This window comes from Pseudomonas sp. W5-01 (assembly GCF_046540435.1).
GTDB lineage: Bacteria > Pseudomonadota > Gammaproteobacteria > Pseudomonadales > Pseudomonadaceae > Aquipseudomonas > Aquipseudomonas graminis_B.
The window spans coordinates 420,262-440,099 of record NZ_JAXCIP010000003.1 but is presented as its reverse complement, the minus strand read 5'-3'; the positions used below and the strand labels follow the sequence as shown (position 1 = coordinate 440,099).

Below are 19,838 nucleotides of genomic sequence, written 5' to 3'. Positions count from 1 at the left end.
ACCCTGTGGGACCGGCTTCAGCCGGGAAGCCATTGCCGTTGCCGTTGCCGTTGCCGTTGCTTTTGATCTTCGTACACAAAAAGCCCAGTCACCACCAATCGCGACTTGGGTGCAGGCTGAACGCAGGTCTCGCGGAGTGGGCCGAGCGGCATGGATGCCGCGAGAGCGCCGTCAGGACATGGGTGTCCGTTCGGCGCGGGCCCACGGAGCGAGACCGGAGTGAAGGTACTCCGACGAAGGAGGAGCCCAACCAGGAGCACAAGCCCTTGGTTACTTGGGGCTTTATCAAGTAACTCGCCGAAGGCGAAACAGTCCTGCCGTTAGGCAGGGCCCCTAAACAAAAACGCCCCGAACTAATCGGGGCGCTTTCACAACAGCACTACCTCAAATCAATGCGACACCGCACCACTGGCCCCCAGGCCCGTCTGCGAACGCACAAACTGCGGGAAAAACAACGCACGCTCACCTTCTGCCGCCTTCGACTTATCCGTGATCGAGAAAAACCAGATCCCGACAAACGCAATCGCAATCGAAAACAACGCAGGATACTCGTACGGGAAAATCGCCTTCTCGTGATGCAGAATCTGCACCCAGATGGTCGGACCGAGGACCATCAACACCACCGCACTGACCAGCCCCATCCAGCCGCCGATCATCGCGCCACGCGTGGTCAGGTTCTTCCAGTACATCGAAAGCAACAACACCGGGAAGTTACAGCTCGCCGCAATCGAGAACGCCAGGCCCACCATGAACGCAATGTTCTGACTCTCGAACGCGATACCCAGCAGAATCGCCACGACCGCCAATGCAACCGTGGTGTACTTCGACACACGGATCTCGTCTTTCTCGTTAGCCTTGCCCGCCTTGATCACACTGGCATACAAGTCGTGAGACACCGCCGAAGCACCGGCCAGGGTCAGACCTGCCACCACCGCCAGAATGGTCGCGAACGCCACCGCCGAAATAAAGCCCAGGAACAGGCTGCCACCGACCGCATCGGCCAGGTGAACCGCCGCCATGTTATTGCCGCCGAGCAGCGCGCCCGCCGCGTCCTTGAACGCCGGATTGGTGCTGACCAGCAGGATCGCGCCAAAACCGATGATGAAGGTCAGGATGTAGAAATAGCCGATGAAACCGGTCGCGTAGAGCACCGACTTACGGGCTTCCTTCGCGTCACTCACGGTGAAGAAGCGCATCAGAATGTGGGGCAGGCCCGCGGTGCCGAACATCAGCGCCAGACCCAGGGAGAACGCCGAGATCGGATCTTTCACCAGACCGCCCGGGCTCATGATCGCCTCACCTTTCGGGTGAACCTTCACAGCTTCCGAGAACAGCACGTTGAAGTCGAAGTTGACGTGCTTCATCACCATCAACGCCATGAACGACGCACCGGAGAGCAGCATCACCGCCTTGATGATCTGTACCCATGTGGTCGCCAGCATGCCGCCGAACAGCACGTACAGGCACATGAGGATACCGACGAGCACCACCGCCACCGCATAGTCCAGACCGAACAGCAGCTGGATCAGCTTGCCGGCGCCGACCATCTGCGCGATCAGGTAGAACGCCACGACCACCAGCGAACCGCAGGCGGACAAGGTGCGGATTTCCTTCTGCTTGAGGCGATAGGACGCCACGTCAGCGAAGGTGTACTTGCCCAGGTTACGCAGGCGTTCGGCGATCAGGAACAGGATGATCGGCCAGCCCACCAGGAAGCCGATGGAGTAGATCAGACCGTCGTAGCCGGAGGTGTACACCAGCGCGGAAATCCCCAGAAAGGACGCCGCCGACATGTAGTCACCGGCAATGGCCAGACCGTTCTGGAAACCGGTGATCTTGCCGCCTGCCGAGTAATAGTCCGACGCTGTCTTGTTCTTTTTCGACGCCCAGTACGTGATGTACAGGGTGAATCCGACGAAGACCACAAACATGATGATCGCCGACACGTTCAACGGTTGCTTCTGCACCGCACCGGTCAGCGCTTCGGCTGCCCAGAGTGTCGGTGCGAAAGCCGCAAGGCCGAAGGCCGCAAGCAGGCGCCGGATCATTGCTGTGCCTCCTTCAGGATCGCGTTGTTCAGGTCATCGAACTCACCGTTTGCGCGGCGAACGTAGATGGCGGTCAGAATAAACGCGGACAGAATCAGCCCGACGCCGATCGGCATACCCCAGGTAATGGTTGATGTGGCGCTGAGTTTAGCGCCGAGAATCTGAGGCCCATACGCAATCAGAAGGATGAATGCGGCATAGAGCCCAAGCATGATTGCCGAGAGAATCCAGGCGAATCGTTCCCTTTTCGAGACCAGCTCCTTGAAGCGCGGGCTGTTCTGAATCGAGAGGTAAATGCTGTCGTTCATTGTTTTTGTCCTCGCAGCACAGATGGATGTCACGGTTTGCACTTTAGTCCGCTCTGCGTTGCACTCCAGACGACCTTAGTATTAGAACGACATTAGTTGAGATACGCCGAATTGCACCGCTTCTGCCGACCGCTTTGAAAGAAGTCATGACAGGCGAGCTGAATGGCCAATAAAAAACCGCCTGGCGATGGCTCACCAGGCGGTTCGGTGCAACGTTAAACTTTTGTGACCGGTTACTTGCCGGTCCACTCCTTGACGCGATCCGGATGTTTCGCGACCCAGTCCTTGGCCGCCGCTTCAGGCTTGGCGCCGTCCTGGATAGCGAGCATGACTTCGCCAATTTCATCCTTGTTGGCCCACTGGAACTTCTTCAGGAAGTCCGCCACGTCGGGGGCCTTCTTCGCCAGGTCCAGGCTGCCGATGTTGTCGACGGTTTCAGCCGCACCGTATACACCTTTCGGGTCTTCGAGGAACTTCAGCTTCCACTTCGCGAACATCCAGTGCGGCACCCATCCGGTCACCGCAATGGACTCCTTCTTGTTCTCCGCGCGGGTCAGCTCGGCGATCATGCCGGCGCCCGAACTGGCCTGCAGCTTGTAACCGTCGAGGCCGTAATCCTTGATCGCCTGATCGGTCTTGATCATGACGCCTGAACCGGCGTCGATGCCGACGATTTTCTTCTTGAAGGAGTCGTCGGTCTTGAGGTCTGCCACCGAGTTGGCTTTCACGTACTCAGGCACGATCAGGCCGATTTTCGCGTCCTTGAAATTGGGGCCGTAGTCGGTGACCTTGTCCTTGTTCTTGGTCCAGTACTCGCCGTGGGTCACGGGCAGCCAGGCGGACAGGATCATGTCCAGTTTGCCGGTCGCGACGCCCTGCCACATGATCCCGGCGGCAACGGCCTGCAGTTTCACCGGATAACCCAGTTTCTGCTTGATCACCTCGGCGGCGACGTTGGTGGTGGCAACACTGTCGGACCAGCCATCGACATAACCGATGCTCAGCTCGGGTTTGGCGTCGGCATGGGCCAGCGTGGAACTGATGGCCAGTGCCAGCGCGGCACCGACACCCAGGATTTTTCGCATCGTCATTTTCACTTCCCCGGTAGTCCAGAACCCGACAGCGGTCGGGCGTCGTTAACGTTCTTATAACGTCGCACTCGCGCCCTGGTTCGGGGCAAGCCACGCGTTTCACGCTTCCACCACGTGCCCGCGCAGACGCAATCACTGCGTGGACAACGGATCATCAACCCCCACAGACCTTGTGCCTTTCCTGCCAGCGACACCCAGCCACCCGGTAAACGACATCACCGGGCCATCAACGACAGACAGGTCGTAAAGACGCTATGAAACCGTCCGAAAATTGCATGGCGTGCAAAAGCGCTGAGAGGATGAGGTGTGTAACCGCGTCATCTTGCTACTATGCCGACCTTCGCCCCACTTCGGCCCCGTCATGTCCGCAACCTCCCGCTCCCCTGTCGCCCTCCTTTATCTGCTCTCCTGTTTGATTGCCCTGCTTGGCCTGTGCGGCTATTGGTACTGGCTGGGCAAGCCGGTGATTCTGCCGGACGCCGCCACGCCGACCCACAAACTGCAGTGCGCGTCCTACACGCCGTTTGACAAGGATCAATCGCCCTTCGACCAGCCGTTCACCCTGCGCCCCGCGCGCATGGACGCTGACCTCGCGTTGCTGGCAACCCGTTTCGACTGCATTCGCACCTATTCGATGACCGGCATGGAAGCGCTTCCCGACATTGCTCGCAAGTACGGCCTCAAGCTGATGCTCGGCGCCTGGGTCAACGGCAATCCGGTCGACACGGCCAAGGAAATCAAGGCACTGGTGACGGCAGCCAATACGCATCCGGATGTCGTGACGGCAGTGATCGTCGGCAACGAAAGCCTGTTGCGCAAGGAAGTCACTGGCGCTCAACTGGCCACGTTGATTCGTCAGGTCAAGGCTCAGGTCAAGCAGCCGGTGACCTACGCAGACGTCTGGGAGTATTGGCGGCAATACCCTGAAGTCGCGCCTGCCGTGGATTTCCTGACGATCCACCTGCTGCCGTACTGGGAAGACGACCCCACCGGCATCGACGAAGCCCTGGCCCACGTCGCGCAGATCCGCGAAACGTTCGGCAAGCAATTCGCGCCCAAGGACATTCTCATCGGCGAGACCGGCTGGCCCAGCGAAGGCCGCCAGCGTGAAACGGCGTTGCCCAGCCGGGTCAACGAGGCGCGATTCATTCGCAGTTTCGTCACGATGGCCGAGCAGCACGGTTGGCACTACAACCTGATCGAGGCCTTCGACCAGCCCTGGAAGCGCCAGTCCGAAGGCGCCGTAGGCGGTTACTGGGGGCTGTTCGACGCGGATCGCCAAGACAAAGGCGTGCTGGCCGGGCCGGTCTCGAACCTGCCCTTGTGGCCATTCTGGCTGACGGTCAGTGGTGCCATCGCCCTGATGGCCCTGGCGTGGGCCGGCCGTGTCAGTCAACCACGCAGCGCGCTGATGCTCCCGTTGCTGGCGGCGTTCGCCGGTTGCTGCATCGGCACGTGGGGTGAACTGGCCCGGGTGACCAGCCGCTTCGCCGGCGAATACCTGTGGGCGGCGGCGCTGGTAGCGCTCAATCTGCTGGTCCTTGCCCACGCAGCGCTGGCGTTGTCAGCCCGCGCGGGCTGGCGCGAGCGCGTGTTCGCCTGGCTGGACGCTCGGGCCGCGTGGTGGTTGTACGCCAGCGGCTTCGCAGCGGCGGTGATGATGCTGGCGATGGTCTTTGATCCGCGCTACCGCAGCTTCGCGACGGCGACGCTGTGGCTCCCCGCCTTGGTCTACCTGATTCGCCCGGTGGCGGCACCGCGCCGGGAAATCGGCCTGCTGATGTTCATCGTCGGCGCGGGCATCGTGCCGCAGCTGTTTCGCGAAGGCTTGAGCAATCCTCAAGCGTGGGCGTGGGCGGCGGTGAGCCTGCTGATGGCGCTGGCACTGTGGCGCAGCGTGCGCGTCGATGTTTGGTTAACCGCGCCGAGCGGTACGCGGACCCGCAGCGAAGAGGCTGTGTAACCGAGTGTGCGGCGCCACGGATACATTGTGTTACCGCCGAGGGACTGAAAAGCCCGAAGGCGGGTAACACGGAAACAAAAAACCGTTACACCGCAGGGGTGGCAATTGATCAGATTTCACAACCCCTTGATTTAAAAGGGATTACAAAAGTTGGCACGCACCCTGCTATATCTCCTGCATAACAAGAACAAAATGTGAAAACCCAATAAAAATAAGATGAATCGGCTCTGACATAACAAGAACAACGGCACAGAGACGCAGCCAACAGATTTTTTTGGAGTAGAAACGCTTTACCGAGGCCCCGGCCTCGCAGCCCGACCGAGAACAATAAAACTACCCTCAGGTAGCGGCCAGAACGGGTTGGATCACCTCTCGCAGAAGAGGAATCAAAGCAGGTCAGCGCTCAAAAAAATACGTTTGCTCTTGTATCCCGTATGGGGATCACCGAAGACGCTGTAAAGGGACCGGTTGCCAATAACAACAACAGACCGCCCTACAACAATAAGAAAGAGCACGTGCAACGATTTAAAGGGGAGCCTCGGCTCCCCTTTATGCTGTCTGGGCTTTGGCGTTCAGCGCTCGATTTTTAAGTCACGCCTGCCGAGCCCGCACCAGCCGCAACCCGGCAATCACCACCGCGAACACCGCCAGACTGGCCGTGTACAGCACCAGCGCCAGTATCCCCAGCAACAAGCCAACGACCGCGAGCACCCGGCCAACCTGACGGGGCACAAAGAACGCGACCAGCGATGCAATCAGCGCGCCCCACCCGAACACACCGAAGTGAATCCACAGGCCCAGGTTCGAGCGCAACTGGCACTGCCATTTCGACGCCTCGTCAGCGCAAATTCCTACCCATTGCACGTCTTCCATCAGGCCGTAGCGCAAGCCGTAACTGACGGCCAGCCACAGCAACAGGATAAAAAACAGCACCACCAACGGCAGACGACGGGACACGACACACTCCAGAAAATAACCAACGGCGCGCAGCATAGCCGCAGCCGCCCGGGCAAAACCATACGGGCGATAAAAAGCACGAGCAGACAGGCCAGAAGTGCCATAACCTGTATCGTCGCGGAGGGTCATGCGAGAGTCGCTTGCCGTCACGGCACTTTGGCACTACACCCGTGTCATAGCCTGCGTATTTCAACAGCACATCATTCCCAAGGGATTCAGTCATGCTTCGTTTTCTGCGCCTCGCCGCCTTATCAGGCGGCCTGTTTTTGAGTGCGTCCGTGATGGCGGTCGATATCGATCCGTCCAGCTATGGCTTCCCCTTGACCAATCCGTTCGAAGCGACCATCGCCACGACCCCACCGGATTTGCGTGCCAAGGTGCCTGAAGACGCCGACATCGATCAGGACGATTACAGCCTCACAATGCGCCCGGAGCGTGAGTTCACACTGCCGGACAACTTCTGGGCCGTGAAGAAACTGCGTTATCGCCTCGCCAAACAAGACCACCCTGCGCCGCTGATCTTCCTGATCGCCGGCACCGGCGCGCCTTATAACAGCACCCTGAACGAATACCTGAAGAAGCTTTATTACGGCGCGGGTTACAACGTCGTACAGCTTTCGTCGCCGACCAGTTATGACTTCATGAGCGCCGCTTCGCGTTTCGCCACCCCTGGCGTGACCAAGGAGGACGCCGAAGACTTGTACCGCGTCATGCAGGCCGTTCGCGCCCAGCAGTCCAAACTGCAAGTCACCGAGTATTACCTGACCGGCTACAGCCTCGGCGCGCTGGATGCGGCCTTCGTCAGCAAACTCGACGAAACCCGCCGCAGCTTCAACTTCAAGAAAGTGCTGCTGATCAACCCGCCGGTGAACCTCTACACGTCGATCACCAACCTCGACAAAATGGTTCAGACCGACGTTAAAGGCATCACCAACAGCACCACCTTCTATGAACTGGTGCTGCAGAAGCTGACCCGCTACTTCCGCGAAAAAGGCTACATCGACCTGAACGATGCCCTGCTGTATGACTTCCAGCAGTCCAAGCAGCACCTGTCCAATGAACAGATGGCGATGCTGATCGGCACCTCGTTCCGCTTCTCCGCCGCCGATATCGCGTTCACTTCCGACCTGATCAACCGTCGCGGCCTGATTACCCCGCCCAAGACCCCGATCAGCGAAGGCACCAGCCTGACGCCGTTCCTCAAGCGCGCGCTGCAATGCGATTTCGATTGCTACGTCACCGAGCAGGTCATCCCGATGTGGCGTGCCCGCACCGACGGCGGCAGCCTGCTGCAACTGGTTGATCAGGTCAGCCTGTACGCGCTGAAGGATTACCTGGCCAGCAGCAAGAAGATTGCGGTGATGCACAACGCCGACGACGTGATCCTCGGCCCGGGCGACCTCGGTTTCCTGCGCAAGACATTTGGCGATCGCCTGACCGTTTACCCTTACGGCGGTCACTGCGGCAACATGAACTATCGCGTCAACAGCGACGCCATGCTGGAGTTTTTCCGTGGCTAAACGTCTATTGCTTATCGCCGCCCTCCTCTGCGCTGGCGCCGTCCACGCGGCCGACGCGCCGATCGTTTCCCAGGCAGCCCCGGTCCAGCGGATCGACAACCCGGATGGGTTCACCGAGCCGTTGAAGTCGCTGAAATTCAACCCGGGTCTGGACGCTCAGGAGTTCGAGCGCTCGTCGCTCAACGCACTGAATGTCTACGATCCGCTCGAGTCCTGGAACCGCCGGGTTTACCACTTCAACTATCGCTTCGATGAGTGGGTGTTCCTGCCGGTGGTCAACGGCTACAAATACGTCACGCCGAGCTTCGTGCGCACCGGCGTCAGCAACTTCTTCAGCAACCTGGGCGATGTGCCGAACCTGCTGAACAGCCTGCTGCAGTTCAAGGGCAAGCGCTCGATGGAGACCACTGGCCGCCTGATCGTCAACACCACCCTGGGCATCGCCGGGCTGTGGGACCCAGCGACCATGATGGGCCTGAAGAAACAGAGCGAAGACTTCGGTCAGACCCTGGGTTTCTATGGCGTCCCGGCCGGTCCGTACCTGGTGCTGCCGATCCTCGGTCCGTCGAACCTGCGTGACACTGGCGGTCTGGTCTTCGACTTCACGGCTGAATCGCAGATCAACTTCCTCAACGTCGCCCAGGTCAGCGAAGACCACCCTGAGCTGTACCTGCTGCGCGCCATCGACCGTCGCTACACCACCAGCTTCCGCTACGGTCAGATGGACTCGCCGTTCGAGTACGAGAAAGTGCGTTACGTGTACACAGAAGCCCGCAAGCTGCAGGTTTCCGAGTAACGCGGCCTGAACGCTGCCGGCACTGCTGGCAGCAAAACCTGTAGGACCGGTTTCAGCCGGGAAGAGGCCGGTTGGCGCGCCATCACATTGCGGTGTGACTGCACGCGGTACTTTTTGGTAGGACCGGCTTCAGCCGGGAAGAGGCCCGTCGGCACGCCATCACATTCGTGGTGTTAATGCCGGCGTCTTCCCGGCTAAAGCCAGTCCTACCAGTGCGCGGTCCGGCCGGTGGCGATATGTCGGATGTTCGGGCCTCTTCGTGAGCAAGCTCGCTCCCACATGGACAGTGTTTGCTGCTCGACCTTACGGCGCCCGGATGAAGGGACTCCCCGACAGTATCCGGAACAAGCCCCAGACCCATCGCCAAACCCGATCATTCCCCCGCAAAAACCTCACCCATCCATCGCCCCAACAGGCCTACCATAGGCGCCATTCCCCTTCTGCCGGAGTGAGCCCCATGCCTCAATTTCGTAACGTGCTGTCGATCCAGGCCGGCCAACCGACGTCGGACGGCGCTGGCGTCAAGCTGACCCGAGTGTTCGGCGGGCCAGGCGTTGAATCCTTCGACCCGTTCCTGATGCTCGACGAGTTCGGCTCCGAGAACCCTGATGAATACATTGCCGGCTTTCCGCCGCATCCCCATCGCGGGTTTGAAACCGTGACCTACATGCTCGAAGGCCGCATGCGCCATGAAGATCACATGGGCAACGTCGGCCTGCTGCAAGGCGGCGGCGTGCAATGGATGACCGCGGCGCGCGGGGTCATTCACAGCGAAATGCCCGAGCAGGAAAAAGGCGCCATGCGCGGCTTCCAGCTGTGGCTCAACCTGCCCGCCAAAGCGAAGATGGGCGACGCCGGCTACGACGACATTCAGCCTGAGCGGATTCCGCGCATCACCACGCAGAACGGCGTCGACGTTGTGGTCATCGCAGGTCAATTTGACGACGGTCAGATGTCCCAGGCAGGCGCCGTGCAGCGTCCGGACACCGAGCCGCAGTATTTCGATTTCCACATGCCCGCCGGCAGCCACATCAACCCGCGCGTCGCCGAGGGCCATCGCGTGCTGCTGTACGTGTACGAAGGTGAAGTCGAGATTGCAGGACAGCCGCAGAAACTGGGCACGAGCCGTCTCGCGCGGTTGTCGGAAAGGGGTGAAATTCAGCTGAATACCCAGGCGGGCGCCCGCGTGCTGCTGATCGCTGGCAAGCCGCTGAACGAACCGATCGTGCAATACGGCCCGTTTGTGATGAACAGCCGTGAAGAAATCGAACAGGCCCTGCGGGATTTTCGGGATGACAAACTGACGGCGTGATCGCCGTCCCTCCGGCATTCAGCAACGCACTGAGTCCAGACGCAAGAACCGCTTCAACTCTTCCTTCTGGGCCATCGCATCGCGGCGGCCCAGCTCGATGAGCTCGCTGCAATAACCCGACTCGAACAGCAGATAACTCAGCACCCCCGCCCCGCTGGTCTTGGTCGCGCCCGGGCCGCGCAGAAACGTGCGCAGCGCCGGGGGCAGTTCGCGGCGATGGCGGGCGGCGATTTCGTCGATGGGCTGGCTGGGCGAAATCACCAGCACCTCCACGGGCGCCAGGGACTGAATGGGCGTGGATTCCGACGACTGCGGCCTGGGCTCGTCGGGCCCGGGCAGCATTCGGCTGACCAGATTCAGCCGCTCCAGCAATTCAATGTCACTCTCCAGGCTGTCGATGAACGTGCTGTTGAGCATGTGCCCGCCGATCTGCGCGAGGCTCGGCTGCGTGCCACGGACCGCGCGCGGCACAGGCGGGTTCGCGCCCGGACCTCGGGGGTTGCCGCTGACGCCCACCACCAGCACACGGTTGGCGCCCAGGTGCAGCGCCGGACTGATCGGCGCCGACTGCCGCACCGCGCCGTCACCAAAATATTCCTGCCCCAGTTTCACCGGCGCGAACAGCAAGGGAATCGCCGAACTGGCCAGCAGATGGTCGATGGTCAAGCGCGTCGGCAGGCCGATGCGGCGGTGCCGCAGCCAGGATTCGATCGTGCCCTTGCCCTGATAAAACGTGACCGCCTGCCCCGACTCGTAACCAAACGCGGTGATTGCCACCGCGCGCAGATGCTTCGCTTCAATGGCTTCCTGGATGCCGTCGAGGTTGAGCCGCGCGGTCAGCAGATCCTTCAGCGGCGAACTGTCGAGCAGCGCCACCGGCACCTGTTGGCGACCGATCCCCAACAGGCTGCGACCGAAAAACCGCGCGGCCTGCCGAACGACCCCGGGCCAGTCACTGCGCAACACTTGGTGGCTGCGAAAGCCCTGCCAGAAGTCGGTCAGTTCGTGGACCGCGGTACGAAACTGCGCCGCGCCGCTGGCCAGCTTCACCGCGTTGATCGCCCCGGCGGAGGTGCCCACAATGACCGGAAAGGGGTTTTTGGCGCCGACCGGCAGCAGGTCGGCAATGCCGGCGAGCACGCCCACCTGATACGCCGCGCGGGCGCCACCGCCGGACAGGATCAGCCCGGTGATGGGCTCGACGCCGGGAGATATCGCTGAGTCGTCGCGCACCGGTTGTTGTTCTATGGCGCTTGTCGTCATGGGGATTGAGTTCTCGGTTTCAGCCACGCTTCTTGTACAGCTTCGGCTCACCCGCCGGCCGACTCTTGAAGCGCCGGTGCGCCCACAGGTACTGCTCGGGGCATTCGGTGACCGCGCGCTCGACCCATTGATTGATGCGAATGCAGTCCGCCTCGTCGCTCTCCCCCGGAAAATTGCTCAGCGGCGGATGGATCACCAGCTTGTAACCACTGCCGTCGGCCAGACGCTCCTGAGTGAACGGCACGACCAGCGCGTGCCCGAGCTTGGCGAATTTGCTGGTGGCGGGCACGGTGGCCGCCTGAATACCGAACAGCGGCACGAAGATGCTCTGCTTGGCGCCGTAGTCCTGATCTGGCGCATACCAGATCGCCCGGCCCTTGCGCAGTTGCTTGATCATGCCGCGCACGTCTTCGCGCTCGACAGCGATGGAATCCTGGTTATGCCGCTCGCGGCCGCGTCGCTGCACATAATCGAACAGCGCATTCTTGTGCTCGCGGTACATGCCGTCGATGGTGTGCTGCTGGCCGAGCAAAGCCGCGCCGATTTCCAGCGTTGTGAAGTGCAGCGCCATGAGGATGACGCCATGGCCGTCCAGCTGCGCCTGCTTTAAATGATGAAGGCCTTCGATGTGGGCCAGCCGCGCAAGACGGGGCTTGCTCCACCACCAGCTCATGGCCATCTCGAAAAAGGCGATGCCGGTAGAGGCGAAGTTCTCCTTGAGCAGGCGTTTGCGCTCGGCCTTTGAATACTGGGGAAAACACAGCTCGAGGTTGCGCGCGGCAATCACCCGTCGATCGGTCGCCTGGTAATACATGACCCAGCCCAGCGCACGGCCAATCACCAGCAACACGCGAAACGGCAACTGCACGATCAGCCAGAGCACGCCCAGCCCCAGCCACAGCAGCCAGAAGCGGGGATGAAGAAAGTGAGCTCGAAAACGCGGGCGATCCATTACAGCTTCCGTCAAGACAAAGGCGGGCATTCTACATCGGTTCGCGCAGATCGTGCCCCCGTCGGTTGCGCCTCCCTTGCGGCTGGCGGGCGTTATCGTTATAAGTCTCGGCACTTTTAGCGACAAGCCGCTGTATGCCGACATGAGCCAAATCGAATTGCAAGACAAGGACCCCGTGTTCCAGCTGAAGGGCAGCATGCTGGCCATCACTGTGCTGGAACTGGCCCGCAACAACCTCGAAGCGCTGGATCGTCAACTGGCGGCAAAAGTCGCCCAGGCGCCGAACTTCTTCAGCAATACACCGCTGGTGCTGGCCCTCGACAAGTTGCCGCCGGATGAAGGCGCGATCGATCTGCCGGCAATGATGCGCATCTGCCGCCAGCACGGGTTGCGCACCCTGGCCATTCGCGCCAATCGCATCGAAGACATCGCCGCCGCCATTTCCATCGACCTGCCGGTATTGCCGCCTTCGGGCGCGCGGGAGAGACCGCTCGATCCGACGGAAGGCGAAGTCAAAAAGAAGCCGGAAATCATCGAAAAACCGCCCGAGCCGCTGATCAAGCCGACCAAGATCATCACGGCGCCTGTGCGCGGTGGTCAGCAGATCTACGCCCAGGGCTCGGATCTGGTGGTGATTTCCTCGGTCAGCCCCGGCGCCGAACTGCTCGCCGACGGCAACATTCACGTGTACGGCCCGATGCGCGGCCGCGCGCTGGCCGGGATCAAAGGCGATACCAAGGCTCGGATTTTCTGCCAGCAAATGGTCGCCGAACTGATCTCCATCGCCGGTCAGTACAAGGTGTCCGAAGACCTGCGCCGGGATCCGCTGTGGGGCGCCGGTGTGCAGATCAGTCTGTCCGGCGACGTGTTGAACATCACCCGTCTTTAACGGATACTGCGCCATTTTTAAGCCACTCTGATTCGTCGCGAAAACGACGCGAAGGCACCGGAACGTTCGGGTTATTTTTTTGTTTTCCCGAGCAGGGATTCCGTTACGGATTCCGATCACCGCCCTCGCCCGCTTTAGTTGCGCCGTCACGAGGGGCTCTTCAGGGACTCAACGTCCTTTTCCTCTAGGGGTGATACACCTTGGCCAAGATTCTCGTGGTTACATCCGGCAAGGGTGGTGTGGGCAAGACCACCACCAGCGCCGCCATCGGTACCGGTCTCGCACTGCGCGGCCACAAAACAGTTATCGTCGACTTCGACGTCGGCCTGCGTAACCTCGACCTGATCATGGGTTGCGAACGTCGCGTCGTTTACGACTTCGTCAACGTAGTCAACGGCGAAGCCAACCTGCAGCAAGCGCTGATCAAGGACAAGAAGATCGAAGGTCTTTACGTCCTCGCTGCCAGCCAGACCCGTGACAAAGACGCGCTGACCAAGGAAGGCGTGGAAAAAGTCCTGATGGAACTCAAGGAAACCTTTGAGTACGTCGTCTGCGACTCCCCTGCCGGTATCGAAACGGGCGCTCACCTGGCGATGTATTTCGCCGACGAAGCCATCGTTGTGACCAACCCGGAAGTGTCTTCGGTTCGTGACTCGGACCGCATGCTGGGCCTGCTGGCCAGCAAGTCCCGTCGCGCCGAGCGTGGCGAAGACCCGATCAAGGAGCACTTGCTCCTGACCCGTTACAACCCCGAGCGCGTGAGCAAGGGCGAGATGCTGGGCGTGGAAGACGTCAAGGAGATCCTCGCGGTGACCCTGCTGGGCGTGATTCCGGAGTCCCAGGCCGTACTCAAGGCGTCCAACCAAGGCGTGCCGGTCATCCTTGATGATCAGAGCGACGCTGGCCAGGCGTACAGCGATGCCGTTGACCGTCTGTTGGGCAAGGACCGTGAGCACCGCTTCCTGGACGTACAGAAAAAAGGATTTTTCGAACGCCTGTTCGGGGGTAACTGATGAGCATTTTTGACTTCTTTCGTGCCAACAAAAAGCCCAGCACCGCGTCGGTAGCGAAAGAGCGTCTACAGATCATCGTGGCGCATGAACGCGGCCAACGCAGCACCCCGGATTACCTGCCTGCCTTGCAGAAGGAGCTGGTCGAGGTGATCCGCAAGTACGTCAATATCGGCAACGATGACGTGCATGTCGCCCTTGAAAACGACGGCAGCTGCTCGATTCTGGAACTGAATATCACCCTGCCTGATCGTTGATCGAGAAGGCAGTCGCCACGGCGGCCCGGTTGCCTGAATCCCTTGGCGGAATCAGGCAAGCGCGCCGCCGTTGGCGTTCCTGAAGACCTGTTTTCTGCGCCGCGATGGCTGTTTCGATCGTGCGGCGCCCGTTTGAGTGATGAGGCGTTCAATGCCGCTGTCCAACGTTCATATCCTCCATCAGGACGACGCTGTCCTGGTGGTGAACAAACCCACCCTGCTGCTCTCGGTCCCTGGTCGCGCTGACGATAACAAGGACTGTCTGATTACCCGCCTGCAGGAAAACGGCTACCCCGAGGCGCGCATCGTCCATCGCTTGGACTGGGAAACGTCCGGGATCATTTTGCTGGCCCGTGACGCGGACACCCACCGTGAGTTATCCCGGCAGTTTCATGACCGCGAGACGGAGAAGGCCTACACGGCACTGGCCTGGGGTCAGCCGGCGCTGGACAGTGGCAGTATCGATTTGCCGTTGCGCTACGATCCGCCGACCAAGCCGCGTCATGTGGTGGATCATGAGTTCGGCAAGCATGCGCTGACGTTCTGGAAGGTGCTGGAGCGGTATGACACCCATTGTCGGGTTGAGTTGACGCCGATCACGGGGCGTTCGCATCAGTTGCGGGTGCATATGTTGTCAATCGGGCATCCGTTGCTGGGCGATGGTTTGTACGCCCATCCGGAGGCCCTGGCGGCGTATCCGCGGTTGTGTCTGCATGCGAGCATGCTGGCATTTACCCATCCGGGGACGGGCGAGCGGGTAAGGTTTGAGTGCCCGGCGCCGTTTTGATTATGTTCGTCAGAACAGACTGGAGATCAAGAACATCTGCCTAACGGCAGATCATTTCGCCTTCGGCGAGTTACTTGGAAAAAGCCCCCCAAGTAACCAAGGGGGCTTGCTCCTGGTTGGGCCCCTCGTTCCTCGGGGTTCCTTCACTCCGGTCCCGCTCCGTGGGCCCGCCGCCATCCGCCATCCATGGCGGGGGGCGGCTCTCGCGGCATCCATGCCGCTCGGCCCACTCCGCGAAACCTCCGTTCAGCCTGCACCAAAGTCGCGTTTTGCGGTGTCTGGACTTTTTGTGTAGGAAGATCAAAAGCACAGCAACAGCAACAGCAACAGCAACAGCAACAGCAACAGCAACAGCAACAGCAACAGCAACAGCATTCGCGAGCAAGCTCGCTCCCACGGGGAGAGAGCCAGGCCAGCAAAATAGTCAGCGCCCACACCGGCCTCTTCCCGGCTAAAGCCGGTCCTACAAAAAGCACACTGCGTACCCCCGTAGGACCGGCTTCAGCCGGGAAGCTTTTGATCTTGATCTTGATCTCAAACACAAGAGTTTCAGACGACATCAATCGCGACTTGGGTGCAGGCTGAACGCAGGTTTCGCGGAGTGGGCCGAGCCGCAGGGATGCGGCGAGAGCGCCGTCAGGACATGGATGTCCGTTCGGCGCGGGCCCACGGAGCGAGACCGGAGTGAGGGTACTCCGACGAAGGAGGAGCCCAACCAGAAGCACAAGCCCTTGGTTACTTGGGGCTTTATCAAGTAACTCGCCGAAGGCGAAACAGTCTGCCCCCAGGCAGGCGCTCTTGATCTCAAGGATCTTGATCTTGATCTCGATCAAAACACCTTTTGGCCTGTAAACTCCCGCCCATTGCTGCCTGGAGTAACCTATGCGCGAAGAGTTGAATCAGGGCCTTATCGATTTCCTGAAGGCCTCCCCCACCCCCTTCCATGCCACCGCCAGCCTGGTCCAACGCCTCGAAGGCGCCGGCTACCAGCGGCTCGACGAACGCGAGCCTTGGTACACCGAAGCGGGCGGCCGCTACTACGTCACCCGCAACGACTCCTCCATCGTCGCCTTCAAACTCGGCCGCCTGTCACCCCTCACCGGCGGCATTCGCCTCGTCGGCGCCCACACCGACAGCCCGTGCCTGCGCGTCAAGCCGCAACCCGAACTGCAACGTCAGGGCTTCTGGCAACTGGGCGTCGAAGTCTACGGCGGCGCCTTGCTTGCGCCATGGTTTGACCGCGACCTCTCCCTCGCCGGCCGCGTCACCTTCCGCCGCGACGGCAAAGTCGAAAGTCAGCTGATCGACTTCAAGCTGCCCATCGCGATCATCCCCAACCTCGCGATCCACCTCAATCGCACCGCCAACGAAGGCTGGGCGATCAACCCGCAGACCGAACTGCCGCCGATCCTGGCCCAAGTCGCCGGTGACGAACGCCCTGACTTCCGCGCCCTGCTGACCGATCAACTGGCCCGCGAGCACGGCCTGAATGCCGACGTCGTTCTCGACTACGAACTCAGCTTCTACGACACCCAAAGCGCCGCCGTCATCGGCCTCAACGGCGACTTCATCGCCGGCGCCCGGCTCGACAACCTGCTGTCCTGCTTCGCCGGGCTGCAAGCGTTGCTCAATGCTGATGGTGACGAGACCTGCGTGCTGATCTGCACCGACCACGAAGAAGTCGGCTCGACGTCCGCCTGTGGCGCCGATGGCCCGATGCTCGAGCAAGTGCTGCAACGTCTGCTGCCGGAAGGCGACGACTACGTCCGCACCATTCAGAAATCCCTGCTGATCTCCGCCGACAATGCCCACGGCGTGCACCCCAACTATTCCGAAAAGCACGACGCCAACCATGGCCCGAAACTCAACGCCGGCCCGGTGATCAAGGTCAACAGCAACCAGCGCTACGCCACCAACAGCGAAACCGCCGGTTTCTTCCGTCACCTGTGCATGGCCGAAGAAGTGCCGGTACAAAGCTTCGTTGTGCGCAGCGACATGGCTTGCGGCTCGACCATCGGCCCGATCACCGCAGGCCACCTGGGCGTTCGCACCGTCGACATCGGTCTGCCGACCTTCGCCATGCACTCGATCCGCGAACTGGCCGGCAGCCAGGACCTGGCGCATCTGGTGAAGGTGTTGTCGGCGTTCTATGCGAGTGCCGAGTTGCCTTGACCTCAAACCACCCTTGAGCGCGGGCCGATCCATTTCCTTCACAGGTCATGGAAACGGCCTGCACCTCGCGCTATCCGGGACTTCACAATTCCCCCTCGCCACACCCCCCATCCCCTCGTAAACTCATCCGCCTCTGCTTGACCCGGCATGGCTCCCAAACCACGCCATCCCAAGCGCCTGTCTATTCGAGGTCTGTTTCCAGGTGATCGCTCCCACCCGCCTTTCCGTTCTGCCCCGCCTGTTTTTGCTCTGCCTGCTGGCGCTGTTCCCGTTTGCGTTGACCCACGCCGCTGGCCTGCCAAGTCTGCTCAGTGGCGGCGACAAGACGCAGCCTCAGGCCCAGGAACCGCTGGGGCAGTCCCTGGACGAGGTCATCACGTCGCTGGAAAACGATCAGCAGCGCAGCAAGTTGCTGCAAGACCTGAAAAAGCTAAGGGACGCCACCAAAAAAGCGCAGCCAACCGTGGAGCAAGGCGTACTGGGCCTCATCGGCAGCTCGCTTGCCGAGCTGGAAAAACAGTTCACCGGCACCGACAGCCCGCTCAGCCGCTGGGCGGATGAGGCGGGGATGGCTGAAGACGAGCTGATGGCGCTGATGCTGCCGGCCAACCAGTGGTGGCCAATCATCTGGGGCTTTGCCGTGGTGCTGGCGATCTGGGGCCTGCTGGCGGCGGCGTTGATCTGGCTGGGCCACAAGGTGCGCCTGCGCTTCGGCCTTTCCGCCGAGCTTCCGCAGCACCCGCGCCTGTCGGACATGCTGCGCTTCGCGCTACGCAAGCTGGGCCCCTGGCTGGTGGCGCTGGTCATCACGATCTACCTGAGTTACTCGCTGCCGCCGTCGCTCGGCCGCGATCTGGCGATGGTGCTCGCTTACGCGTTGGTCGTTGGCACGCTGTTCTCGGCCGTGTGTGTTATCGCGTTTTCACTGCTGGACGGGCCGCATCGCCATCAGGCGCTGTACATCCTGCGGCATCAGGCGTTCCGGCCGCTGTGGTGGATCGGCAGCTTTGCCGCGTTCGGCGAGGCGTTGAGCGATCCGCGCCTGGTCGCCAGCCTTGGCGTGCACCTAGCGCACACCGCCGCGACCCTGGCCAATGTCATGGCCGCGCTGTCCACCGGACTGTTCATCATCCGCTTCCGTCGGCCGATCGCCCATTTGATCCGTAACCAGGCCCTGGAGCGCCGCCTGAAACGCCGCGCCCTGAGCGACAGCATCGAGGTCCTCGGTACGTTCTGGTACCTGCCGGCGCTGGTACTGGTGGGCGTCTCCCTGTTCGCCACGTTTTTCTCTGCGGGCGACACCAGCACTGCGTTGCGTCAGGCGCTGATCTGCACCGTGCTGCTGGTGATGTGCATGGTCATCAACGGCCTGGTGCGGCGTCATTCACTCAAGCCAAGCCACGCTCACAAGCGTCACGCGCTGTATTCGGACCGCCTGAAGAACTTCTTTTATACCGTTGCGCACATGCTGATCTGGCTGGTGTTCATTGAACTGGGCCTGCGAGTCTGGGGTTTGTCGTTGATTGGCTTCGCCGAAGGCGACGGCCGCGACATCAGTCTGCGGCTGATCGGCCTGGCGGCCACGCTGATGTTTGCCTGGCTGATCTGGATTCTCGCAGACACGGCGATTCATCACGCCCTCACCCGCTCGCGCAAGGGCCTGGCCAATACCCGCGCGCAGACCATGATGCCGCTGATCCGAAACGTGCTGTTCGTGACCATCTTCATCATCGCGCTGATCGTCGCGCTGGCGAACATGGGCATGAACGTGACACCGCTGCTGGCCGGTGCCGGTGTGATCGGCCTGGCCATCGGTTTCGGCGCGCAGTCACTGGTGGCGGATTTGATCACCGGGCTGTTCATCATCATCGAAGACTCCCTGGCCATCGACGATTACGTGGACGTCGGCGGCCACCTGGGGACCGTGGAAGGCCTGACCATTCGCACGGTGCGCCTGCGCGACATCGACGGCATCGTCCACACCATTCCGTTCAGTGAGATCAAGAGCATTCAGAACTACTCGCGGGAGTTCGGTTACGCGATCTTCCGCATCGCCATCCCGGCGAGCATGAACATCGATGACGCCCTGAAGATGATCCGCGACGTCGGCCAGAAGATGCGCACCGACCCGCTGCAACGACGCAACATCTGGTCGCCGCTGGAGATTCAGGGGGTGGAGAGTTTCGAGTCCGGCAACGCCATTCTGCGCGCGCGCTTCAAGACCGCGCCGATCAAGCAGTGGGAAGTGTCGCGGGCGTTCAACCTGTCGCTCAAGCGTTATCTGGATGAAGCGGGGATGGATCTCGCGACCCCTAGATTGAGCGTGCAGGTCAACACCAATGGTGGCAGCGTAAGTGAGGTGCGTGGGAAGAAGGGTGACCCGGCAGGCTGATGTGTCAGCCTGTCGACCATCGCTGAGAGTGACGCTTGGTGGAGCCTCTGTCGGAAATCGGCCTCGGGGCTATCTCGCTGATGACCCAAAACACGATTCAGAACTCCCACATGCCGGGGCA

17 protein-coding genes are annotated in these 19,838 nt (G+C 61.1%); 10 read left to right on the top strand and 7 right to left on the bottom strand.

Annotation, left to right across the window (positions count from 1 at the left end):
- Positions 1-389 precede the first annotated feature (389 nt).
- The 3 genes from SLW75_RS11980 to SLW75_RS11970 form a co-directional block, all read right to left on the bottom strand.
- The gene (locus SLW75_RS11980) at positions 390-2,048 is read right to left on the bottom strand and encodes a cation acetate symporter (RefSeq protein WP_192135476.1); all 1,659 of its coding nucleotides are present in this window, start codon (positions 2,046-2,048) and stop codon (positions 390-392) included.
- A complete protein-coding gene (locus SLW75_RS11975) occupies positions 2,045-2,356 on the bottom strand; it encodes a DUF485 domain-containing protein (RefSeq protein ID WP_065986881.1) in 312 nt (103 codons plus the stop codon). The genes SLW75_RS11980 and SLW75_RS11975 overlap by 4 nt, the downstream gene beginning before the upstream one ends.
- A 233-nt stretch (positions 2,357-2,589) precedes the next feature.
- Positions 2,590-3,447, bottom strand: a complete 858-nt coding sequence (locus SLW75_RS11970) for a glycine betaine ABC transporter substrate-binding protein (RefSeq protein WP_065986879.1) — start codon at positions 3,445-3,447, stop codon at positions 2,590-2,592.
- 361 nt (positions 3,448-3,808) lie between these two features.
- Here SLW75_RS11970 and SLW75_RS11965 point away from each other — a divergent pair, with 361 nt between their 5' ends.
- Entirely contained in the window at positions 3,809-5,410 is a 1,602-nt protein-coding gene (locus SLW75_RS11965; protein ID WP_410934542.1) for a glycosyl hydrolase family 17 protein, read from the top strand.
- A 591-nt stretch (positions 5,411-6,001) separates the two neighbouring features.
- Here SLW75_RS11965 and SLW75_RS11960 read toward each other — a convergent pair.
- Positions 6,002-6,367 carry a hypothetical protein gene (locus SLW75_RS11960; RefSeq protein WP_410934541.1) on the bottom strand — a complete coding sequence of 122 codons (366 nt, stop codon included), beginning with the start codon at positions 6,365-6,367 and terminating at the stop codon, positions 6,002-6,004.
- A gap of 221 nt (positions 6,368-6,588) precedes the next feature.
- Here SLW75_RS11960 and SLW75_RS11955 point away from each other — a divergent pair, with 221 nt between their 5' ends.
- The 3 genes from SLW75_RS11955 (at position 6,589) to SLW75_RS11945 (ending at position 9,995) form a co-directional block, all read left to right on the top strand.
- Complete coding sequence (locus SLW75_RS11955) at positions 6,589-7,887, top strand: serine/threonine protein kinase (RefSeq protein WP_065986875.1); 1,299 nt, start codon at positions 6,589-6,591, stop codon at positions 7,885-7,887.
- Positions 7,880-8,683 (top strand): VacJ family lipoprotein, encoded by an 804-nt coding sequence (locus tag SLW75_RS11950; RefSeq protein ID WP_065986871.1) that lies wholly within the window; start codon positions 7,880-7,882, stop codon positions 8,681-8,683. The genes SLW75_RS11955 and SLW75_RS11950 overlap by 8 nt, the downstream gene beginning before the upstream one ends.
- 457 nt (positions 8,684-9,140) lie before the next feature.
- On the top strand, positions 9,141-9,995 hold the full coding sequence (locus tag SLW75_RS11945) for a pirin family protein (RefSeq protein ID WP_296307786.1): 855 nt from the start codon (positions 9,141-9,143) through the stop codon (positions 9,993-9,995).
- An 18-nt stretch (positions 9,996-10,013) separates the two neighbouring features.
- On the opposite strand, the gene SLW75_RS11940 is transcribed toward SLW75_RS11945, so the two are convergent.
- Both SLW75_RS11940 and SLW75_RS11935 read right to left on the bottom strand, forming a co-directional pair.
- The gene (locus SLW75_RS11940) at positions 10,014-11,258 is read right to left on the bottom strand and encodes a patatin-like phospholipase family protein (RefSeq protein WP_410934540.1); all 1,245 of its coding nucleotides are present in this window, start codon (positions 11,256-11,258) and stop codon (positions 10,014-10,016) included.
- Between the two features lie 19 nt (positions 11,259-11,277).
- A complete protein-coding gene (locus SLW75_RS11935; RefSeq protein ID WP_410934539.1) occupies positions 11,278-12,210 on the bottom strand; it encodes a lipid A biosynthesis lauroyl acyltransferase in 933 nt (310 codons plus the stop codon).
- A gap of 142 nt (positions 12,211-12,352) precedes the next feature.
- On the opposite strand from SLW75_RS11935, the gene minC reads away from it, so the two are divergent.
- The 4 genes from minC to SLW75_RS11915 all read left to right on the top strand — a co-directional run bounded on the left by minC (position 12,353) and on the right by SLW75_RS11915 (position 15,153).
- The gene (gene minC / locus SLW75_RS11930; RefSeq protein ID WP_074890214.1) at positions 12,353-13,099 is read left to right on the top strand and encodes a septum site-determining protein MinC; all 747 of its coding nucleotides are present in this window, start codon (positions 12,353-12,355) and stop codon (positions 13,097-13,099) included.
- Positions 13,100-13,299: 200 nt separating this feature from the next.
- Positions 13,300-14,112, top strand: a complete 813-nt coding sequence (minD, locus tag SLW75_RS11925; protein WP_037013830.1) for a septum site-determining protein MinD — start codon at positions 13,300-13,302, stop codon at positions 14,110-14,112.
- Entirely contained in the window at positions 14,112-14,366 is a 255-nt protein-coding gene (minE, locus tag SLW75_RS11920) for a cell division topological specificity factor MinE (protein WP_037013831.1), read from the top strand. The genes minD and minE overlap by 1 nt, the downstream gene beginning before the upstream one ends.
- A 151-nt stretch (positions 14,367-14,517) precedes the next feature.
- Positions 14,518-15,153, top strand: coding sequence for an RluA family pseudouridine synthase (locus SLW75_RS11915; RefSeq protein WP_410934538.1), 636 nt, complete (start codon positions 14,518-14,520; stop codon positions 15,151-15,153).
- Positions 15,154-15,453: 300 nt separating this feature from the next.
- Here SLW75_RS11915 and SLW75_RS11910 read toward each other — a convergent pair whose 3' ends face one another.
- Positions 15,454-15,588, bottom strand: coding sequence for a hypothetical protein (locus SLW75_RS11910; protein WP_410934537.1), 135 nt, complete (start codon positions 15,586-15,588; stop codon positions 15,454-15,456).
- A 447-nt stretch (positions 15,589-16,035) separates the two neighbouring features.
- Between SLW75_RS11910 and SLW75_RS11905 the strand changes: the two genes are divergently transcribed.
- Positions 16,036-17,325 (top strand): M18 family aminopeptidase, encoded by a 1,290-nt coding sequence (locus SLW75_RS11905; protein ID WP_192132015.1) that lies wholly within the window; start codon positions 16,036-16,038, stop codon positions 17,323-17,325.
- Positions 17,326-17,527: 202 nt separating this feature from the next.
- Complete coding sequence (locus SLW75_RS11900) at positions 17,528-19,717, top strand: mechanosensitive ion channel family protein (protein ID WP_410934536.1); 2,190 nt, start codon at positions 17,528-17,530, stop codon at positions 19,715-19,717.
- Positions 19,718-19,838 lie beyond the last annotated feature (121 nt).